This window comes from Sulfurimonas lacustris (assembly GCF_059705355.1).
Genome location: NZ_AP046125.1, coordinates 1556432 through 1576216 on the forward strand (window position 1 = coordinate 1556432; position 19785 = coordinate 1576216).

Below are 19785 nucleotides of genomic sequence, written 5' to 3' on the forward strand. Positions count from 1 at the left end.
TTCATGAAACTTATCAAAACAGCGGTGTCTTCAACACTTTTAACCTTTCTTCTCTCAAGCAGTGTTTATGCAGGCGATTGTACTTATGAACTCTTTAGCATTAGTTCTACAAAAGAGACTAAGATAATTGATTTCATAGAACAACTTAGTGATGAGTGTGACTTTAGTATCATCGTCACTGATCCAAATGCACAAAAATTTTTAGATTCAACGTTAAATAAGACAAATCTAAACAATTTAACGATTGATGAAGTCCTCAAGATTGTACTCAAAGAGAACAATCTTACATATACTCTTGAGAACAATCTTTTAAAGATTGCTTATCTTGAAACAAAGATGTTCAATATTGACTATATTCTCTCTCAGAGAAAGAGTGAGTCAAAAACGAACATAACACTCTCTTCAGAAGGTGCTGGTACTTCTTCAACAACAGGAACGACCACTACTTCCACTACAGGAAATGAGATAGGCGGTGGAAGTGCTGGCAAATCTGGCATGAAAGTGGATAGCTCAGACGAGGTTGCTTTTTGGCATGAACTAGACTTAGAATTTCAAAAAGTACTTAACAGACCTGAGGATCTTTACGAAGCACAACAGCCAGTTATCAACAAAAATGCTGGAATCATTACTGTAACTGCAACTGTCAAACAGATGGAAAGATTTGAATCTTATCTTAAAAAACTCCAAGATAAAGTACAACTCCAAGTTCTTATAGATGTACAGCTTCTCTCTGTTACGCTCAGTGATGGTAAAACAACAGGTGTAGATTGGTCTCAACTCTATAAACTTCAAAATATTGATTTAGGGTTTGACTATGTAAGCAAAAACAACCTTATCGAATTTACAAATGAAGGTGGAGTTCTAGGGGTTACATCATTCGACACGATGGGCAACCAAGCTGTAAACAATGCGCATGCATTTCAGATGTCGGCAAAAGGCAGCTTAAATGAAGTTATTAAATTTCTTAAAACTCAAGGAGATGTTAGCTCTATCTCTAATCCAAAAGTCTTAACACTTAACAACCAACCTGCCCTTATAACTGCAGGTACAGAGTATTTTTACAAAATTATAAGCACAGAGACACTCTCTGGTACAACAAGTGGCACACAAAGTACAAGTGAAGATTTGCAATCTGTTTTTGCAGGTGTTTTGCTCGACATTACTCCTGAAATCTCAGATGACAATATGATTACTCTTAAGATTAATCCTTCTCTCTCGGAGACTGCAAGTGATATAGCAGCGATAGAAGGAGCTGATAGAACAATGCCACCTGACCTTCGCCGTCGCCAACTCTCCTCGGTTGTAACTGTAAAAGATGGAAACCGTATTATTTTAGGTGGTCTTATCAATACACACGATTTTATTGATGTAAACAAAGTGCCTATTCTTGGTGACATTCCTATACTTAACTACCTTTTCAAGTATGAGAATAAATCAAAAACAACGCAAGAGCTTGTTATTGTTATTGAACCTCGTATTGTTCACAAAGGAAAGCAAGATATCTCACTCTCAGAGTTAGGCTATCAAGGATTACCTGATAAAATTTTGCTCAACGCTAAAGATGGTATCAATGCTACAAAAGATAGCATAAAAGAGAATGATTGAAACCAATCATCTATGAAAACTCAAGGGATGTTTTTTTAGATACTGTAGATGCTAAAGATTACATCCATTTTGAGAAGCTCTCGGTTATTTACGACTCTCTAAAACACTCCATAGGAAAACCACTTAAGATGGTTCTTCTTTATGGGAAACCAGGGACTGGAAAGAGTATGTTTTTATCAAAACTTTATGAAAGTCTTGAACCTACTCAAAAAGTTTGCCTCTATAAAACACCTATTTTAGATGAGAGTGAGTTTTTTAAAACTCTTGCGCAAGATCTTTATGATATGCGCTATGAGGGGGAACTCAATTTTACTCAATTTATCAAGATTGTTGAAAAAAGAGAGCTTGCTGAGACGATGGTTCCACTCATACTTCTAGATGAAGCTCAACTCTACACAACACCCATGATGGAGAAGATAAGACTTCTCTCAGATACACGCAAGGTAAAGTTTGTTATCGCTCTTCATAAAACCGAGCAAGAGGACATTATAGCAAAAGAGCATTTTCAAACCAGAATTTGGGAGAGCATCAAACTAGAAAATGCCTCTGCATCAGAGTTAAAGATTTACATTCAGAAAAAACTCATGAAAGTCAACTGTATAGATACTGCAAGTATGTTTACACAAAAATCTATAGACTTGATTCATAAGCTTACAGATGGAAACTACCGCGATGTCAACAAGATAGTCTATACTCTCTTTGATATCTATCTCTACTATGCCAACAACAATCCATCAAAAATAAACCAAAATGAAATTGCTACCAAATACATTGAGATGGCAGCTATTCATACAGGACTTATAGATGCTTAATATTCATGACCTAGAGAAGAGACATAAAAAATACAAAAGAGATTCCAACCTGCCTTTTATCGTCCTCTCCACCGTTATTGGAGCCACACTCATTGGGGCTACTTTTTTTGTTCTGACATATCAAAAAGAGGAAGTTGTAGCAGATGCGCAGCAAACACAACTTACCTCTTTAGAGAAAACTCCTGCTCAAACAACTCCTGTTGTAGAAAAGAGAGTAGAAGAAAAAAAAGATGAAACAAATGAAACCACTCTTGTTCCAAAACCCATAGAGGCAAACGAGTCTATCCCAAGTGTTGCAGAAGTCCCAAAAGAACTTGAAACTCAAAAAGAGCAAAAGAGAGTTGTTCTAACTCCATCCTTAGAGTTTATCTCCAAAATGGATGCAACTGCTCCAAAAAACTACTCTTCAGAACTTATCTCAAATGCTAAAGTAGAAGTTGCCCCTGCTGCAGAAGAGATAAAGTCTGTTGTTATCCCACCAAAAGTTCAAGAGATAAAAGAAGAGATAATTGAACCAATCAAAATGGAAAAAGTCGAAATTCCAGAGGTAAAAGAGGAGAAGAAAGGCTCTATCAGCATAGCAAGAAGAGATGAGCAAAAAGATATAGCAGATGTCATCAAAAGATTCAATGTCAACCACAATCCAGCACTGAGCCTCTTTGTTGCAAAAAAATATTATCAACTGGGCAACTATGAACAAGCTTATAACTACGCACTCATAACAAACGACCTCAACAACAACATAGAAGAGAGTTGGATTGTATTTGCCAAATCACTTATGAAACTAAATAAAAAAGAGATGGCGGTAGAAACACTCAAAAAATATATATCTCATTCAAATTCTTCACAGGCCAGACAGCTTTTAGATGAAATCAACGCAGGAAAATTTCGATGAAAATATTCATAGCCTTACTGTTAGCATTTAGCTTACACGCAGACGCAAAGAAAGAGCTCCTCCATCTTTTTCAAAACAAACAGTACGAAGAGGCATGTAATTTTGGTTTTAAAAATTTCAGTGATAATTCAAAAGATGAAGAGTATGTCTCTTTATACTCCTTTTCATGTTTAAACATAGACTATATTGATCGTCTCTCCGTTGCTATCACAACTTTAAAATACTCTAAAGAAGGGCGCGCAAACGCATCTTATTTCTCAACGATACTTCTGCAAAAAAAACTTCTTTACCATGCTATGCTTGATAATTATGATATAACATCACTCAATTTGCCAAAAACAGATTATGTTTTATCAAAAGTTTTTGATTTCTATACAAAAAAAACAGATGGTGAGAAAAAAGAGTATTACATCTTTGAAGATGAAAATGACGCAGCATTAAAATATAAGCTTTATATTTTAAAAGATGGTAAAATAGACAAAGTGGTCATTGAAGAGTTTTATAATTCAGTTAGCATCAAAAAACATATCTACTGGTAGGAAATAAGCATGTTAGATAGGATAACGTCAGATTTATTAGCTAATGGCTCCATTATGAAGAGTCAAGTTGATAGATTAATCGCAAAAGGTCTCGATAGCAATCTCATCTTAAGAGACATAACTATCTCTGGCTTTATGACTATGGATAGATTGATTAGATTTATTGTTGACAAAATCCAATCTGGTGAATATCACTTATCGATTATTGACAACTATGATTATATTCAAGAAAAAGATGTTCTTATCAAACTAGCTCAAAAGCAAAATATTCCATTCCTTGACTTAGATTCAATTGATATGGACTATAGACTTACTGAAAGAGTTTCTCTTACACAGCTGAAAAAGTACAATGCATTTCCAATCACAGAAGATGAACTTAGTATTACAGTTGCATTTTGTGATCCTCTGGACATTGAGGCTCAAGAGGCTTTGCAAAGACTTTTTCCAAAAAAACCAGTCAAAATTGCAGTCGCTACAAAAAGACAAATCGACTCCTACCTTTTCAAAGTAGAGTTAAAAGATAGCATTAAAGGTCTTGTCAAAAAAATCAGAGATGAGCTCAACTCCATAAACTCTATAGAGGAGCAGCAAGAAGCTTCTTCCATTCTTCTTCTTATTGATGTTATCCTCAATGCATGTATCAAAGACAGAGCGAGTGACGTGCATATCGAACCTACAGAAAAAAACTGTGTTGTTCGAACCCGTATTGATGGAAAACTTGTGGAGATTTTCATCTTTGAAAAAGACATCTACCCTCCTCTAGCATCGAGACTTAAACTCCTTGCAAACCTTGATATCGCGGAAAAAAGAAAACCTCAGGATGGGCGTTTTTCCACTATGGTATCTGGAAGAGAGTATGATTATCGTATCTCTACCCTCCCTATCCTCTACGGCGAATCTATCGTTATGAGGGTACTTGACAAGCAAAAAGCGCTTGTTCGACTTGAAGATGCGGGAATGGACTCTGTAAGTTATCAAAAGTTTTTAAAAGCTTTAAAAACTCCTTATGGTATCATACTCGTTACGGGTCCAACGGGAAGTGGTAAAACCACAACACTTTATGGTGCTCTTAATGAACTCAGAAACGTAGAAGATAAGGTTATAACAGTCGAAGACCCAGTTGAGTATAGGATGAATCTCATCCAGCAAGTACAGGTAAATCCCAAAGTGGGACTTACCTTTGCAGCGGCACTCAGGTCTATCCTCAGACAAGATCCAGATAAGATTATGATTGGGGAGATTCGTGACTCTGAAACACTTGAGATTGCCGTCAAAGCTGCTCTAACGGGTCACTTGGTTATATCAACTCTACACACAAATGACTCAATTAGCGCAGTCACTCGTATGGTCGATATGGGAATCGCTCCTTACCTTATAAGTGGTTCTTTGGTTGCCATACAAGCACAAAGACTTGTAAGAAAGATATGCCTCAACTGTAAGACAGAAGAGAGGATTTCTACTGCTGCACTTGAGGAATTTAAAGATCTTATTCCTCCTGAGAGCAAGTTCTACGTTGGAAAAGGGTGTAGAGAGTGTAAAGAGACTGGCTATATGGGTAGAGAGATGATTTGTGAAGTTTTAGTTGTCAATGAGAAAATCTCATCTCTTATTGCAAAAAATGCGTCAGTTGAAACAATACATGCGCAAGCTTTGGAAGATGGTTTTGTTGGACTACTAGAAAACGGCATCAGTAAGGCTCTTGCAGGTGTTACGAGTTTAGAAGAAATTTTAAGGGTGGCAAAATAATGAAGTACTTTATAGCAACTATACTTACCAGAGGTAAAAAAGAACAAATTGCGATGTACGCCGAGGATAGAAAGCAAGCTCATGAGCTTACAAAACTAAAGCATTCTGGCATTATCTTAAAAGTTTCAGAAGAGAAAGAGCCTCTTGATGCACAACTCAAAAGATTAAAGAACAATCTTTTAAGTAATTTCAAAAAAAGAAAAATAAAGCCTGATGCCCTGATTGCTTCTATCAGACAATTAGCTGTTATGACAAATGCTGGTATCTCTATCTATGATTCACTCAGCGAGATAGCAAGATCTACATCTGATGAAACTCTCAAATTAGTTTTTAGCAAACTTGCAGAAGATATCAACTCTGGGCATTCACTCTCCAAGTCTATGAACAACTTCCGTTTTGAACTAGGAAATTTAGCTATCGCGATGGTACAACTTGGTGAAAAAACAGGTAATTTAGATGACGCACTCTACTCTCTTGCAAATATGCTTGAAGAAATTCGCTCTAACGTTATCAAGTTTAAGAAAGCGATGGCATATCCAAGAAACGTTATGATTGCGATGGCTGTAGCATTTGTTGTTTTAATCTCTTATGTTGTTCCTAATTTTAAAACTATGTTTGAAAAGCTTAATGCGGAGCTCCCACTGCCTACACTCATATTGTTGAAACTTGAGTATCTTTTCAACAATTTCGGCTTATATGTCCTAGGAGGACTCTTTCTCTTTGTTGTCATTTTCAAGTATATGATTAACAACAATAAAGAGGTGCGGTATAGATGGCATCAAGTTCTCTTACGAACATACCTCATTAAAAACATCATCATGTTTGCTACGCTTAGCCGATTTACACTTGTGTTTTCAGAGTTGATTCGTGCTGGTATTCCTATCGCAGAGGCTCTTGAGACCGCTATCTCTATGATTGACAGTCTCCCATTAAAAAATAAACTCTCGACTGTTAGATTTGCAGTAGAAAAAGGCTCTTCCCTTAGTGAAGGGTTGGAAGATACGAAACTTTTTGAAAATATGATTATTCAAATGGTTAGTGCTGGTGAAGAGAGTGGTACGCTTGACACTATGGTCTCAAAGGTAGCAGAATATTACAAGATGCGCTTTGATGCTATTATTGATGGTCTCTCAGAAGCAATTGAGCCGATTATGCTCTTTATACTTGCAAGCATGGTTCTACTTCTTGCGCTTGGTATTTTCTTACCGATGTGGGATATGGGCAACGCAGTTATGGGTAAAAAATAGGAAAAAATCCTATTTTTTACGCGATATTTGTAAACACTTTTTGAACATCATCGTCATCCTCAAGTCTCTCAAGTACTTTATCGATGTCATGTTGCTGTTCTGGGCTAAGTGAGAGTGGACTTGTCGCCATTCTCTCTAGGTTTGCTTTTTTTATCTCTACTCCCATCTCTTCAAGTGCGCTATTGATTGCACCAAAACTTGTATAATCTGCAGTTACGATAACCACCCCATCTTCAGCTTCAATCTCTTCAAGACCAGCATCGATAAGCTCAAGTTCAATTCCTTCGATATCCATACCCTCTTTTAAGTCAAACTCAAAAATCGCTTTTCTCTCAAACATAAAATCAAGCGACCCTTTTGTGAGCATCTCTCCTCCATTTTTAGAGAGAATACTTTTAACATTTGCGACTGTTCTTGTATTATTATCCGTCATACACTCTATGAAAACCTGCACACCATGAGGAAGTTTTCCCTCAAAGTTCACCTCAAGCATATTTGTCATATCTTTTGACGTTGCTCTTTTTATTGCCGCTTCAATATTCTCTTTTGGCATATTTTCAGCTTTAGCATTGAGTATGGCTGTACGAAGCTTTGAGTTACTATCTGGGTCCCCACCACCCTCTTTTGCTGCGACAGTTATCAGTTTTCCCAGTTTTGGAAACAACTTTGACATTGCTCCCCATCTCTTTAGTTTTGATGCTTTTCTATATTCAAAAGCTCTTCCCATACATGCTCCTATTATTTACACTCACTTTAAAAATCAAAAATGTATAATAACATATTAGACTCTATGAGGAATTTAAATGCGACTAATTTTTCTTATCAAACACCATTTTTTTAGCGCATTTCGCGAACTATTTGTGCATCATCATGGCTCGCTTGAGTTTCGTGCCAAACTTTTTGCTCTTGTCATTGCCGCAAATGAAGATGCAAAAGTAGAAAATTATATAACAGTAAAAAAAATTGGCATGGAAATTTACAAGGATGATGAAGATAGAGCCAATTTACTAACACTTTCGACAAAAGAACTTGTTACAAAAATCAAAGAAAACAATGAGCTCAACATCGATACACTTATTTTAAATATTCAAAGAGAACTCAGACAAGTACCAAGATATGCAAAAAAGATAGATATAGACTCTCTCAAAGAGCTAGTAACACTTTCACACGATAGAGATACTATCTCTTACCAAGAAAACATCCTTGAATTTTTAGAAACGCTTAAAGAAGAGACGCTCCACGAGAAAAAATCACAAATCGAGAAAGATGAAGCAAAAATAGAGTCTAAATATTGAAAAACTCTTTTTGAAAAAAACTCTCTTTTGATATATTTTGAAAAGATGCATTGAGGCTAGTAAAAAGAGAGGGGAACTCTTTTTCCATTTTAGAAAGCATCTCTTTTGTATGTGCTCTAGCGTGAGGCATCTTTATATCAAAACGCATCGAAGGGCACGCTTCATCCCCAATAGTCTCGATGCCATTTTCCTGCACAAAAGCCAAAAGCTGACGTTCTCGCATCTGAATAAGCGGGCGAATAACAGTGACACCTCTATCTGCTTTATATTTTGGAGCGAGACTTCTTAGTTGCCCGTTATAGATAAAATTCATAAAAAAACTCTCTGCTGCATCATCCATATGATGACCAAGTGCAACTTTATTGCACCCAAATTTCTCAGCTGCGCTATAGAGAGATCCTCTTCTCATACGAGAGAAAAAACTGCAAAAAGAGGAATTTTTTCTTATTTTATCCTCTGCAATATCATATATATTGGTATCATACACCTCATGCTCTATACCGTATTCTTGACAGTGAGCTTTAAGTTTATCATAGTTTTCACCCATCCCATACGACACGGTTACGGCGATAAAATCGAACCTAAATGGAGCACGACGTTGCTGCTCTTTGAGTGCATGCACAAGTGTGAGCGAATCTTTGCCACCACTTAAGCCGACTAAAATCTTATCACCCTCTTCTATGAGCTCAAACTCGGCATTTGTTTTGCCAAGCTTACTCATGATTTTTTTAGATGGCTTAAGAGACAAGCTGATCTACCATTTTCATAATAAATACCGCACTCTCCTGAGCGCTACTCTCTAAAAATGCATCAAAACTAAAACTTGCGTCCATATCTGCCGCATCGCTTATGGCACGAAGGATGAAAAATGGAACACCTAGCGCATCACAAACTACTGCAACGCTTCCACCCTCCATCTCAAGAGCATTGGCGCCAAACGTTGTACCTATCCAGTTTTTTCGCTCTTCACTTGCCACGAACTGGTCTCCAGTAGCAATAATACCCTCTTGAGCGTTTTTGCCCATCTCTAATGCAACTTTTTTACTCAACTCTATCATCTCTTTATCTGCTGCAACAAAAACTGCTCCCTCCGGAACATAACCATACGGATGTCCAAAAGCGGTAATATCTAAATCATGCTGAGAAAGCTTTGTAGCCACTATCAAGTCTCCAACTTTAAGAGTAGAAGATATCGCTCCTGCAACACCTGAAAAAAGCAATCTATCTGCTCCAAAATGTTCAATCATAGTAGTTGCAGTAAGTGCTGAAAACACTTTTCCGATTTTACTATAAGCAACAACCAAATCAACACCAAGGTAAGTTGCTTCATAGTATCTGTTGCCGGCATACTCTATAGTTTTATAAGAACCTAGCTTCTCTAATATCGGTGCAATCTCTTCTGGCATCGCTCCCATTATGGCAATTTTCATTAATTTCCTTCTATTTCAAATGTCTCTACTCTTTTTTTGTAACGCGGTAGTTTATGCACAATGTTTGCTTTAGCATCAACTACGCAGCTTCCACCCCAAAAACCAAGACCGTCTTCAAAGCCAACTCTGTTGACAAAGAACAACTGGGCTTGGCACTCCAATGCTACGCTTTTTATGATTGCATACCACTTTTCCTCTATCTCAAGCCCATTATCACTAAAACCTCGTGCAGGAGAAGCAACAAGAGCGATAATATAATCAGGATTTTGCTCCATCAAATCTTCATGGACGCTTTTATGCCAAAGGTCTTCACAAACGACCATGGAGACTCTGCCAAATTTTGTTAAAAAACTCTCAAAAACTTTGCCTGCACGAAAATACCTTGCCTCTTCAAACATACCGTAATTAGGCAGATGTACTTTGTCATGTTTGGACAAAAGCTTCCCAGCAGAAAAGTAAAGTGCCACATTAAAAAAATCATCTCCATCACGCAGAGCAGCTCCAACTACTATATCTACATCTAAGCTCAAATCTTTCAAACTATCAAGTTCATCGATGTTCCACGCATCCTCTAAGAGTTTGTCTTGCAACATATAGCCACTCAATGAAAGCTCTGGAAAGAGTATCAAATCGCTTTTTTCTTTATGCGCCACAACTATTGAGATGGCTTCTGCAAGATTTGAGCGGTTGAGCCTTGGCGCTATTTGAGCAACTGTTACTCTCATCTTATTTGCAAAGTAGCGCAACAACTTCTTCTAAAGATTTCAAATCAGAGATAGTGTATGTCTCTAAATCAGGCGCAATTCTTTTATTGAGTCCTTTGAGTGTAGCTCCATTTCCGAACTCTATAGCAATATCAATATCATTAGCGATTGCTAAAATCGACTGCTTATACTTCACAGGTTTAATTAACTGCTCGGTTAAAAGCTCTACTGCCTCTTTTTTCGTTGCATAAGGAGTTGTTGTTACATTGGAGACAACAGGAGCTTCAAAATTTTCACTTATCATACTCTCCATTAAACTTCTAAGCGGAACTTGCGCGGGCGATAAAAGCTCACAATGACTTGCAACCGACATATTGAGCAAAAGTGCGCGCTTTGCACCCGCATCTTTAAATGTCTGCTCTAACGAAGCAAGATCTGATTTCATACCTGCAACAACCAACTGACCATCTTGATTGTAGTTTGCCGGCCAAACTTTTTTTCCATTACTTTGTGCATCGGAGCAAATCTTTTCAACCGCTTCATCATCAAGCCCCATAACAACCATCATTCCGGCTTCTATATCACTGCATGCATCTTGCATCAACTGACCACGTCTATGCACAAGCTCAACCGCATCCACATAGCCAATAGCACCACTTGCGCAAAGAGCAGAAAACTCACCAAGTGAGTGACCCAAGAAGAGTTCAGCTTTTAGTTCTGGGCATCTCTCTTTAAAAAGCCTATATGCTATCATCTGAATCAAAAGTATAGAGGGTTGTGTGTAAGCAGTCTGCCCGAGCAAATCATGTTCACCAAAAATAAGCTCATCAAAATGAAGCCCTACTCTTTTTCCTGCCTCTTCAAACATCTCTTTTGCTATGGCAGAGTTTTCATAAAAATCTTTTCCCATGCCAGTTGCTTGAGAACCTTGTCCTGCAAAAATCATCGCTATTTTTTTCATCTTCATCCTTTAGAAATATTTTTCATTATCTGCAATTTTTTTTCTTAATGTGTTTCTATTTAAACCAAGTTTATCAGAGAGCTGTAGTTGTGATTTAAATTTTCGAAGCCCCGCATTAATCAGCGGTACTTCAAAAAGATGTAAAAAGTTTTTATAATCACTATTTGAGCCAAGTTTTTCAAACAGATAATTTTCTACAATCTCCATCAACTCGTTCTCACTTATATTTTGAAGCAAATAGTGTATCATTATCTGCTTTCTCAAAGAGTGAGAATTTCTGCTTAAATCTGGTTTAATCTCATGAAACTTCGCTGTTTCCATTGGACCAAAAAGCAAGGAAGCCTCTTTAATAAACTTATGTATCAAAAGAACCACATCTTCTGGTCTCTCTTTGAGCGATGGAATATCTAATTTAATACTAAAAACTTTATCTACCATCTCATGATTATAAAGATACCCTGCCGTTGCAATAATTCTAATATTATGGACAACTACAAAATCTAAAATTTTTTTGATATTTGGTGAATTTTCTAAGTTAGTAATAATAACCTGATTTGTGCTCTCAAGAGCAAGTAGTAACTCATCATAACTAGACGCATCAAAGATAGGTGCATCAGGAAGTATATAACGAGCCAAACTACTCTTACCAACACCTGTTTCACCTCTTATGAGAGCGTTAATACTAAGTGTCTTTAAAAGAGTAGCTGTTTTAAATGCTTGTGCCGAAGAGGCAGAAGCAGTTATGTAATTAGCATCCACAACCCGTGCCACCACCAGTGCCACAGCAATCATCATGCTGGTTTTCAACAGGGATTCCACTCATCATCTCTTCAGTAGATGCTTCTCTGATATTATTAATTCCCACTAAAAATACCAAATCTTTTCCTGCTAATGGATGATTAAAATCGATAATAACACTCTCATCACCTATGTCTTGAACAACAACTTGAACAGTACCACCATCTTCGCCTTGTCCATAAAGCGTCATTCCAACTTCAAGCTCAATTCCTGCAAACTGGTCTCTGGGAACTTCTTGTTTTGCTTCTGCCTCATACGCTCCGTACGCATCCTCTGCTTTTACAAGAACTTCTGCTTTTTCGCCAATAGACATATTGCTAATTGCATTTTCTAGTCCTGGAATAATCTGACCTCTGCCAAACATAAACACAAGTGGCATTCCACCAATGTTGCTATCTACAACTTTTTCGCCATCACTTACTTCATATTCGATTGAAACGATTTGATTTTTTTCTATTGCCATTGCAAGACTACCTTTTTATTTAATTTACGGATTTTATCAAACTATTATTTGAGTGAGCTTAACTTCTTTTTTGCTATGTCAGCTTGCGAACTTTGTGGGTATTGAGAAACTACAGCATCATAAAACATACGGGAACTTTTCTTGTCACCAGTTTTTTCCATAGACATTGCGGTGTGAAGTAGAAGCGTTGGCATATAAGTAGCTTTATCGTGGAGAGTTGCACTCTTTTTAAAATATGCTATCGCTTCATCATAGTTGTTACTATAGTACTCTATTTCTCCTGCCATATAGTGAGCATTGGCAGGCTTATAGTTTTTATCTATAAGCTCTTTATAGATTGCTATAGACTCTTTATAGTTTTTTTTATCATATAATTGTTTGGCTTTTTTTTCTAAATCAGCATTAGAAAGCTCTTTTGTTTCTTTAGTATCAGCCTGTTTTGATTTTGGAGCTGTCTTTAGCTCTTTTGCTAAAAGATCTTTAAACTTATTTACATCATTTACTAATGCATTAAATTCCTCTTTACGTACGTAAGATTTATTAATTTCATCAATAAGCTTAGAGATCTCTACTATTTGAAGATTTATCTTCTCTAGTTCTTTGCTATTTACTTCGATTGAATCTGCTACACGCTGATTGTATTCACCTTTGGCACCACTACCAGATTTTTGCTCTTCTTCGAGTGCTTTTAACTTGAGTTTATTTTCACGACTTGTAGTGCTTATAGTTTCAATAATAGTCTGTAATCCATCAATTCTCTCTCTGAGTGAATCAACTTCATTTGCTTGATTATTGCTTTTTACAACAACTTTTTGAAGATTTTTTTTAGTCTCAAGAAGTGTTTCTTCTGTTGAAGAAAGACCATAAGGATTAGGGTTGTTTAAATTACCCGCACCGAACGCTGATGGCTCGGCACTGAGTAGATACGAAGGCAGAAAGATTGCTAAGGAAGCAATTACTTTAAAGTTCATCTAATGGCTAATTATGGTAGAAGTTTGAAATCAACTCTACGATTTTGTGCCCAGCACTCTTTTGTCTTGTCTGTACACGTTGGGCTGCTCTCACCAAAACTTACCATAGAAACACGATTAGCATCAACACCTTCAGCAACTAATGCTTTTTTTACTGTCTCAGCTCTTTTTAGTCCTAGTGCAAAGTTATACTCATCACTACCCCACTCATCACAATTACCTTCTAATTTTACAAGGAATTTGCTTGCTTTAGTGTTAGCAACTGATGCATCTGCTGAAAGGTCTGCTTGCATATCTGCTTTAATGTTGAACTTATCAAAATCAAAATAGATTGATTTCAACTCTTTTTCGATTCTTGCCATATATTCAGCTGCTGTTTCTGATACATCAGAAGTTGCAGGTGCTTTTACAGATGAAGCAGCTTGTACTGGTGCTTGCTGTGCAACAGCTGCATCAGTAGCTTCTACTTGAGGCTCTTTATCGCCACAACCACTTAAAACCAAAAGTGCTGCTACAGCACTTGCGAGAACGATACTTTTCATTTTTACTACCTTGTGTTTAGTTTGCGCAATTATATCTAAATAAAATTAAATTTTATTTAGACTAATCAAATTTTACCAATCTATTGATTGAATCTTACCTACTTGTAGTGGAAAAAGAAAGTTTTTATTGTGGTTTAACCTAATAATTCCAACTGAACTTTGAGACTGATAATTTTTTACAAAGATAATAGCATCACCATCTACTGAAAACTTAGGAAATTCATTCAAACCAACAGCAGTCAATCTTCTTACCATATCAGTATCAGTTGATGCAAGATGAAGATTAAATGTATTGCCTGAGAAAGACTCTGAACTCTCTCTTGCTTTATAAACAATATATTTTCCATGCACACTACAAGCTGAGTTGCTCTTTCCATAATAGACCATCTGTTCAACTGCTCCAGAGGCAATACTGAGCGAAAATATATTTGGATAACCTAATCTATCAGAGACAAAAACAACTTTGTCGTTACCCAAAAATTGTCCACCTACATCTATACCACCAAAGTTAGTTAACTTTTTCGTTGCTTGAGTTTTGACATCATATAAGTAGATATCAGGTTGACCACTTGGAGCCATTGTTAAGAGCAGCTTTGAAGCATCTTCGTTAATATCAGAACATATCATCATTCCATCTGATGATTTTATAACTCTGCTTTTTCCAGTTTTTAAATCTATATATTTTAATGTTGGTATTTTTTCAGCTAGTGAAGTATAGTAAAATGCGCTTTGCTCTTTATTTGCCCATTTTGGAAAAATATTAAAACCACCTTTTATAACAACATGCTGATATGTCAATGTATAATCAGCAACAACTAATTCACTTACTTGTGGAGAAATCATTCTTGAGAGAATAACTTTTCTTTTCATCCACTCTACAGGATTTTCACCCATAAATTCATTGACGTCATAAGCCATAGTATGTGCTACAAACATATAGATATCAGGATTATTTACCTTATAGTTTTTAGTAAGAACGACTTCTCCCCTACGCATAAGTTTCATCTCAACATTAAAAGCACGAGCATCATCTTGACTTAGTTTATAGCGCAAAACATAGTTCATATCTTTATTTTCATACAAAACTTCAGATGCATCAAAATTTACATTTCTGTATGATTTCTCAACATTGAAAATTGTCAAGACATTTAAATCTGCAACAATAGTTTTAAAAAATTTGCTTTTAAAAGTCGTATCATAACTCACTGAAGCATCTTCAAGTGCAATGCTTGGCAGTGAATCTGCCTTCTTTACAACATCAATAGTAGCATCACTCGCAAATAACGAAACCATGACTAATAAAATTGAAATAACTATTTTCACAATATACTCCTTCTTTACTCTGATATCAACTGAATTTTATATGTACCCGACTTATTGTCAGGGTTTTTTGGAAATAAAACAGTTTTCAATCTGTTTTTGATTTTGTCACATTCACTATCAAACAAACTATCATTTGAATAGGTCAAAATCCTAAAATCAATCATTTTTCCAAATGCATCAAGCTCAATTACAGCCAAAGCTACTTTTTGCTGAGAATTCTCTGGTGGAAAGAAATTCTCGTAAATAAGAGCTTGAATTGTAGCACGATATTCATTTACATCACTACCAGTAGAAGCCTTAGTCGCTTTGTCAGATTTCACTTGAGAGTTAATTTTTTCCATTTTACTAGCAAGAGATTCAACTTGGTTCTCTTGTGCTTTTGTGCTTTTTTTTGAAAGCTCCTGAGCTACCCGCTTATCTACTTCTTTTTCTACTTTTTTATCATCTTTTTTTATATCTTTTGTGGTTACTTGACTAAAGAGATTGTCGATATTTATCTCTTTTTTTTGCGTTTGAACTATCGCTTCTTCTTTTGGTACCTCTTTGACGACAGGCTTTTCAACCTCTTTCTCTACAGGCTTTTCAATACTTTTTTTTACGTTATCAACTTGAATATTTGCCATATTGACAGAGATAGAGATTTGATCGTCTTTTTGCAAAGCATAACTCTTTACGTCATTAGACATAATAATGCCAACAAAAAAAAGTGCCATAAAGAAAAGAAAAAGTGAAATGGATATCAATCCACTCATATAAAAATAAGAGTCTTTGTTACCCATTCGTTGCTAATGAGACCTCTACAAAACCTGCCTGCTTTACAGTAGCCAATACAGACATGACTACGCCATAATCCAAACTCTTATCTGCACTAATCAAAACTGTTGCTTTAAGATCGAGTTGTTTAGAGTAGAGAAAGAAATTTTCTATAAAAACATGTAGTTCAAAATTATCTTTATTTACTTTTAAATTCTTATTCTTATCTATCGTTATATGAACAGGAGGAATTTTTGCTAAAGATTTTGTTTTTGAGCTCTGAGGAAGGTTTATCTTCTCTTCATAAATCATACTAGGCGCTATAACCATCATAATAGCCAAGAGAACAAGCATTACATCCACTAAGGGAGTAATGTTTAGTTCGGGTTTATCATCCCAATTATAAGCCATAGGTTATGCTTTTCTTGCTTGAATAGCATCACTTTGCATCTCAAGAAAACTAATGAGTTCATACGATTTTCTCTTAAGAATTTGATGATACGTATAGGCAAAGATTGCAACAAATATACCAGCAGCCGTAGCTACGAGCGCATCCGAAACTCCAGCAGCAATAAGTGACATTCCACCACTTGTCTGACCGATATGCGTAAAAGTATCTAAAATGGAAACAACTGTTCCAAAAAGACCAATAAAAGGAGTGGTAGATGCAAATATGGAAAGTATTGAGAGCCCTTTTGTTGACTCTTTTGTTGCTGCTGATAATCCTAGAGAGAGTATCTCTTTACTGATTCCAGAAGTTGATTTGAGAAAGTTATTTAAAAAAGATTGGTGACTCACGCTTGAAGCACCCATCAATAAACTCTCTAGTGATTTACCTTCAGTTTCAAGCCAATTATTAAGAGAAAAATATCTGTAGAAGAAAACCCAGTTTAGTACTATAAAATAAACTGCCAAAAGAACCAAAACACCCAGAGTAACTGGGTGGCTCTTAATATAAAAATCAATTATATCGTTAAACATCAGTAGCGTTTAGAGTAAATTTTGAGCTGCTGACTCTAATCTTGCACTAACAGTAGCAATCGCAGGGTTGTTATCTTTAATAGATTCGATGAGTTCTTTAGCATCACTAAGTGCTTTTGCAACTGCACTCTCACTATCACCACGAATCGCTACAGCACCCTCAACTAATACAATAACTTTTTTCTCATCAACTTGAACTACGCCCCAGTTGATAAGAATTGATTCGACTGATTTATCCTCTTTCTCTATATCAATTACACCTGCTTCAAGCAGTGTAGTCAAAGAAGAGTGTTCCGCAAGAACCCCAAACTCGCCCTCTTCACCAGGAAGAGTTACGCTAAGAGCTTCACCGTTATAGATGACACCATTAGGAGTTAGGATTTCAAGTTTTAACTTATCCATGTCAGTCCTTTATGAATTACTTCATTTTTTGAGCTTTTTCAATTGCCTCATCTATACCGCCAACCATATAGAAAGAACCTTCTGGCATATGGTCACATTCACCACTAAGAATCATTTTAAATCCTTTGATAGTATCTGCTAATGAAACGTACTTTCCAGGTGAACCTGTAAATACTTCGGCAACGAAAAATGGTTGTGATAAGAACTTCTCAATCTTACGAGCACGTTCAACAACATTTTTATCATCTTCACTAAGTTCATCCATACCAAGAATCGCAATAATATCTTGCAAATCTTTATATTTTTGAAGAGTTTGCTGAACACCACGTGCAACACTATAGTGCTCTTCACCCAAAATTTGTGGATCAAGTAGTCTTGAAGATGAATCCAATGGATCAACCGCAGGATAGATACCTTTTTCCGCAATTTTACGGTTAAGAACTGTCGTCGCATCTAAGTGAGCAAAAACAGAAGCCGGAGCAGGGTCAGTTAAGTCATCCGCAGGAACATAAACAGCTTGAACAGATGTAATAGAGCCATTTTTAGTTGATGTAATACGATCTTGAAGAGCACCCATCTCACGAGCAAGTGTCGGTTGGTAACCAACAGCTGAAGGGATACGTCCAAGAAGTGCAGACATCTCAGAACCAGACTGTGCGAAACGGAAAATGTTGTCGATAAACATTAACACGTCAAGACCTTTTTCATCTCTGAAATACTCAGCCATAGTAAGACCTGTTAACGCGATACGGTTACGTGCCCCAGGAGGCTCGCTCATCTGACCATAGCACAGCGCAACTTTGTCAAGTACGTTTGACTCTTTCATCTCATGGTAAAGGTCATTTCCTTCACGCGTTCTCTCACCAACACCTGCAAATACAGAAAGACCATCATGACCCATCGCAACGTTGTGGATAAGTTCCATGATAATAACTGTTTTACCAACACCGGCGCCACCGAAAAGACCAACTTTTCCACCTTTTGCATATGGTGCTAGTAAGTCAACAACCTTGATACCAGTTTCAAACATCTCTGTTCTTGTTGACTGCTCAACAAGTTTTGGAGGTTGACGGTGGATAGACCACGTTGGAGCGTCAGTTATTTGATCACCATCATCTATCGTCTCACCGATAACATTAAAGATACGTCCAAGTACTTTTTCACCAACAGGAACTTTAATAGGTGCTCCAGTAGCTACTGCGTCCATACCGCGCACTAGGCCTTCACTCATATCCATAGCAATCGTTCTTACACGACCATCACCTAAATGCGCTGCAACTTCAAGTACTAAACGAGTTTGTGTACCTTCTAAATTTATATTAACTTCGATTGCTTCGTTAATTATCGGAAGATAACCATCAAAATCAACGTCAACAACCGGGCCCATAACCTGGCTAATTTTACCAATCATATTATTCTCCATTATTTCATAGACTCCACACCACTTATAATCTCTATAAGTTCTGTAGTAATAGCTGCCTGTCTAGCTTTATTAAACTCAACCTTCAGTGACTTAACCATCTCTTTTGCATTGTTCGTTGCTGTATCCATCGCTTGCATTCTCGCACTATGTTCAGCAGCAACTGAATCAATTAGCGAGTAGTACATTGCATACTGAACATACCTGTCAACTAATGAATCGAGCATTTTCTCTTCATCTTGAGATTCTATTTCAAGCATAGATTTTTCTGCTTCTGTACATTCAAACTGAGATGCATCTACAGGCAAAACTTTATTAACATGCAACTCTTGTGTTATCATGTTTTTGTAACCATTGTAAACAAGATACAGAGCATCTATCTTGCCCTCTTTAAAGTCTTCTATTGAAGAGACAATAAAGCTATCAGATCTCTCTTTATCAGGTTTTGAACTGAGATTTGCAACTGAATCAAAAAGTTCAACTTCATTATATTTAAAAAATTCAATACCTTTTTTACCGATTCCACGTAAACGTACTTTTACATTTTTTGTTTTATATTCTGACAAGAGTTTTTTAACAGCTTTAATAGTTTGTATATTAAAACCACCACATAAACCTTTATCAGCCGTTACAAAAACAATGTCAACCGTTTTTGGATTTTCAATCTCTACAAAACAACGATTGTCAATTCCACCAACTTTGTTACATTTAATACGTCCAGCAATTTCGGCAATTACCTGATTCATTTTTGCAGCATAAAGACGAGAGCGTTTTGCAAGCTCTTCTGCACGACGAAGTTTTGCAGTTGACACAAGCTTCATTGCACGAGTTGTCTTTTCAGTGTTAGAAACACTTTTAATCTGTCTTTGAATATCTTTCAAGTTTGCCATAAGTTATC

The 19785-nt window shown here is 36.5% G+C and carries 23 protein-coding genes; 7 read left to right on the forward strand and 16 right to left on the reverse strand.

Translation table 11 applies throughout. The annotated features are described in order from the left end of the window. Positions 1-3: 3 nt before the first annotated feature. From mshL to AC6H4V_RS08105, 6 genes are read left to right on the forward strand one after another with little or no spacing between them, the layout of a single operon-like run. A complete protein-coding gene (gene mshL / locus AC6H4V_RS08080; protein ID WP_497606425.1) occupies positions 4-1605 on the forward strand; it encodes a pilus (MSHA type) biogenesis protein MshL in 1602 nt (533 codons plus the stop codon). After that, a complete protein-coding gene (locus AC6H4V_RS08085) occupies positions 1602-2417 on the forward strand; it encodes an AAA family ATPase (protein ID WP_428729312.1) in 816 nt (271 codons plus the stop codon). Before mshL ends, AC6H4V_RS08085 begins: the two co-directional genes overlap by 4 nt. Continuing rightward, the gene (locus AC6H4V_RS08090; RefSeq protein WP_497606426.1) at positions 2410-3312 is read left to right on the forward strand and encodes a CDC27 family protein; all 903 of its coding nucleotides are present in this window, start codon (positions 2410-2412) and stop codon (positions 3310-3312) included. The genes AC6H4V_RS08085 and AC6H4V_RS08090 overlap by 8 nt, the downstream gene beginning before the upstream one ends. Further along, entirely contained in the window at positions 3309-3851 is a 543-nt protein-coding gene (locus AC6H4V_RS08095) for a hypothetical protein (protein WP_497606427.1), read from the forward strand. The genes AC6H4V_RS08090 and AC6H4V_RS08095 overlap by 4 nt, the downstream gene beginning before the upstream one ends. 54 nt (positions 3852-3905) lie before the next feature. Continuing rightward, complete coding sequence (locus tag AC6H4V_RS08100) at positions 3906-5597, forward strand: GspE/PulE family protein (RefSeq protein WP_497606428.1); 1692 nt, start codon at positions 3906-3908, stop codon at positions 5595-5597. Continuing rightward, positions 5597-6844, forward strand: a complete 1248-nt coding sequence (locus AC6H4V_RS08105; RefSeq protein WP_428729308.1) for a type II secretion system F family protein — start codon at positions 5597-5599, stop codon at positions 6842-6844. The genes AC6H4V_RS08100 and AC6H4V_RS08105 overlap by 1 nt, the downstream gene beginning before the upstream one ends. 16 nt (positions 6845-6860) lie before the next feature. Here AC6H4V_RS08105 and AC6H4V_RS08110 read toward each other — a convergent pair whose 3' ends face one another. Next, entirely contained in the window at positions 6861-7571 is a 711-nt protein-coding gene (locus AC6H4V_RS08110; protein WP_428729307.1) for a YebC/PmpR family DNA-binding transcriptional regulator, read from the reverse strand. A gap of 76 nt (positions 7572-7647) precedes the next feature. Here AC6H4V_RS08110 and AC6H4V_RS08115 point away from each other — a divergent pair, with 76 nt between their 5' ends. Next, a complete protein-coding gene (locus AC6H4V_RS08115) occupies positions 7648-8139 on the forward strand; it encodes a hypothetical protein (RefSeq protein WP_497606429.1) in 492 nt (163 codons plus the stop codon). Here the strand turns inward: AC6H4V_RS08115 and AC6H4V_RS08120 are convergent. The 15 genes from AC6H4V_RS08120 to atpG form a co-directional block, all read right to left on the reverse strand. Beyond that, positions 8129-8860, reverse strand: coding sequence for a tRNA 2-thiocytidine biosynthesis TtcA family protein (locus AC6H4V_RS08120; RefSeq protein ID WP_497606430.1), 732 nt, complete (start codon positions 8858-8860; stop codon positions 8129-8131). The genes AC6H4V_RS08115 and AC6H4V_RS08120 overlap by 11 nt on opposite strands. A 16-nt stretch (positions 8861-8876) precedes the next feature. Further along, positions 8877-9569, reverse strand: coding sequence for a 5'-methylthioadenosine/adenosylhomocysteine nucleosidase (locus tag AC6H4V_RS08125; protein WP_497606431.1), 693 nt, complete (start codon positions 9567-9569; stop codon positions 8877-8879). Beyond that, complete coding sequence (locus AC6H4V_RS08130; protein ID WP_497606432.1) at positions 9569-10294, reverse strand: nitrilase-related carbon-nitrogen hydrolase; 726 nt, start codon at positions 10292-10294, stop codon at positions 9569-9571. The genes AC6H4V_RS08125 and AC6H4V_RS08130 overlap by 1 nt, the downstream gene beginning before the upstream one ends. Position 10295: 1 nt before the next feature. Beyond that, positions 10296-11234 (reverse strand): ACP S-malonyltransferase, encoded by a 939-nt coding sequence (fabD, locus tag AC6H4V_RS08135; RefSeq protein ID WP_497606433.1) that lies wholly within the window; start codon positions 11232-11234, stop codon positions 10296-10298. Positions 11235-11243: 9 nt separating this feature from the next. After that, positions 11244-12041, reverse strand: coding sequence for a Fis family transcriptional regulator (locus AC6H4V_RS08140; protein WP_497606434.1), 798 nt, complete (start codon positions 12039-12041; stop codon positions 11244-11246). Beyond that, positions 11983-12495, reverse strand: coding sequence for an FKBP-type peptidyl-prolyl cis-trans isomerase (locus AC6H4V_RS08145; RefSeq protein WP_428729300.1), 513 nt, complete (start codon positions 12493-12495; stop codon positions 11983-11985). Before AC6H4V_RS08145 ends, AC6H4V_RS08140 begins: the two co-directional genes overlap by 59 nt. 44 nt (positions 12496-12539) lie before the next feature. Further along, complete coding sequence (locus AC6H4V_RS08150; RefSeq protein ID WP_428729299.1) at positions 12540-13466, reverse strand: tetratricopeptide repeat protein; 927 nt, start codon at positions 13464-13466, stop codon at positions 12540-12542. An 11-nt stretch (positions 13467-13477) separates the two neighbouring features. After that, positions 13478-14008 (reverse strand): OmpA family protein, encoded by a 531-nt coding sequence (locus AC6H4V_RS08155; RefSeq protein WP_428729298.1) that lies wholly within the window; start codon positions 14006-14008, stop codon positions 13478-13480. A gap of 72 nt (positions 14009-14080) precedes the next feature. Beyond that, a complete protein-coding gene (gene tolB, locus AC6H4V_RS08160; RefSeq protein WP_428729297.1) occupies positions 14081-15331 on the reverse strand; it encodes a Tol-Pal system protein TolB in 1251 nt (416 codons plus the stop codon). A gap of 14 nt (positions 15332-15345) precedes the next feature. Then, a complete protein-coding gene (locus tag AC6H4V_RS08165) occupies positions 15346-16110 on the reverse strand; it encodes a TonB C-terminal domain-containing protein (RefSeq protein ID WP_497606435.1) in 765 nt (254 codons plus the stop codon). After that, positions 16103-16495 (reverse strand): ExbD/TolR family protein, encoded by a 393-nt coding sequence (locus AC6H4V_RS08170; protein WP_497606436.1) that lies wholly within the window; start codon positions 16493-16495, stop codon positions 16103-16105. The genes AC6H4V_RS08165 and AC6H4V_RS08170 overlap by 8 nt, the downstream gene beginning before the upstream one ends. Before the next feature lie 3 nt (positions 16496-16498). After that, the gene (locus tag AC6H4V_RS08175; protein ID WP_428729294.1) at positions 16499-17065 is read right to left on the reverse strand and encodes a MotA/TolQ/ExbB proton channel family protein; all 567 of its coding nucleotides are present in this window, start codon (positions 17063-17065) and stop codon (positions 16499-16501) included. 9 nt (positions 17066-17074) lie between these two features. Next, the gene (gene atpC / locus AC6H4V_RS08180; protein ID WP_428729293.1) at positions 17075-17467 is read right to left on the reverse strand and encodes an ATP synthase F1 subunit epsilon; all 393 of its coding nucleotides are present in this window, start codon (positions 17465-17467) and stop codon (positions 17075-17077) included. Between the two features lie 16 nt (positions 17468-17483). Continuing rightward, positions 17484-18878: a F0F1 ATP synthase subunit beta gene (gene atpD, locus AC6H4V_RS08185; RefSeq protein ID WP_428729292.1), complete on the reverse strand. Its 1395-nt coding sequence runs from the start codon at positions 18876-18878 to the stop codon at positions 17484-17486. 11 nt (positions 18879-18889) lie between these two features. Beyond that, on the reverse strand, positions 18890-19777 hold the full coding sequence (atpG, locus tag AC6H4V_RS08190; RefSeq protein WP_428729291.1) for an ATP synthase F1 subunit gamma: 888 nt from the start codon (positions 19775-19777) through the stop codon (positions 18890-18892). Positions 19778-19785: the final 8 nt, after the last annotated feature.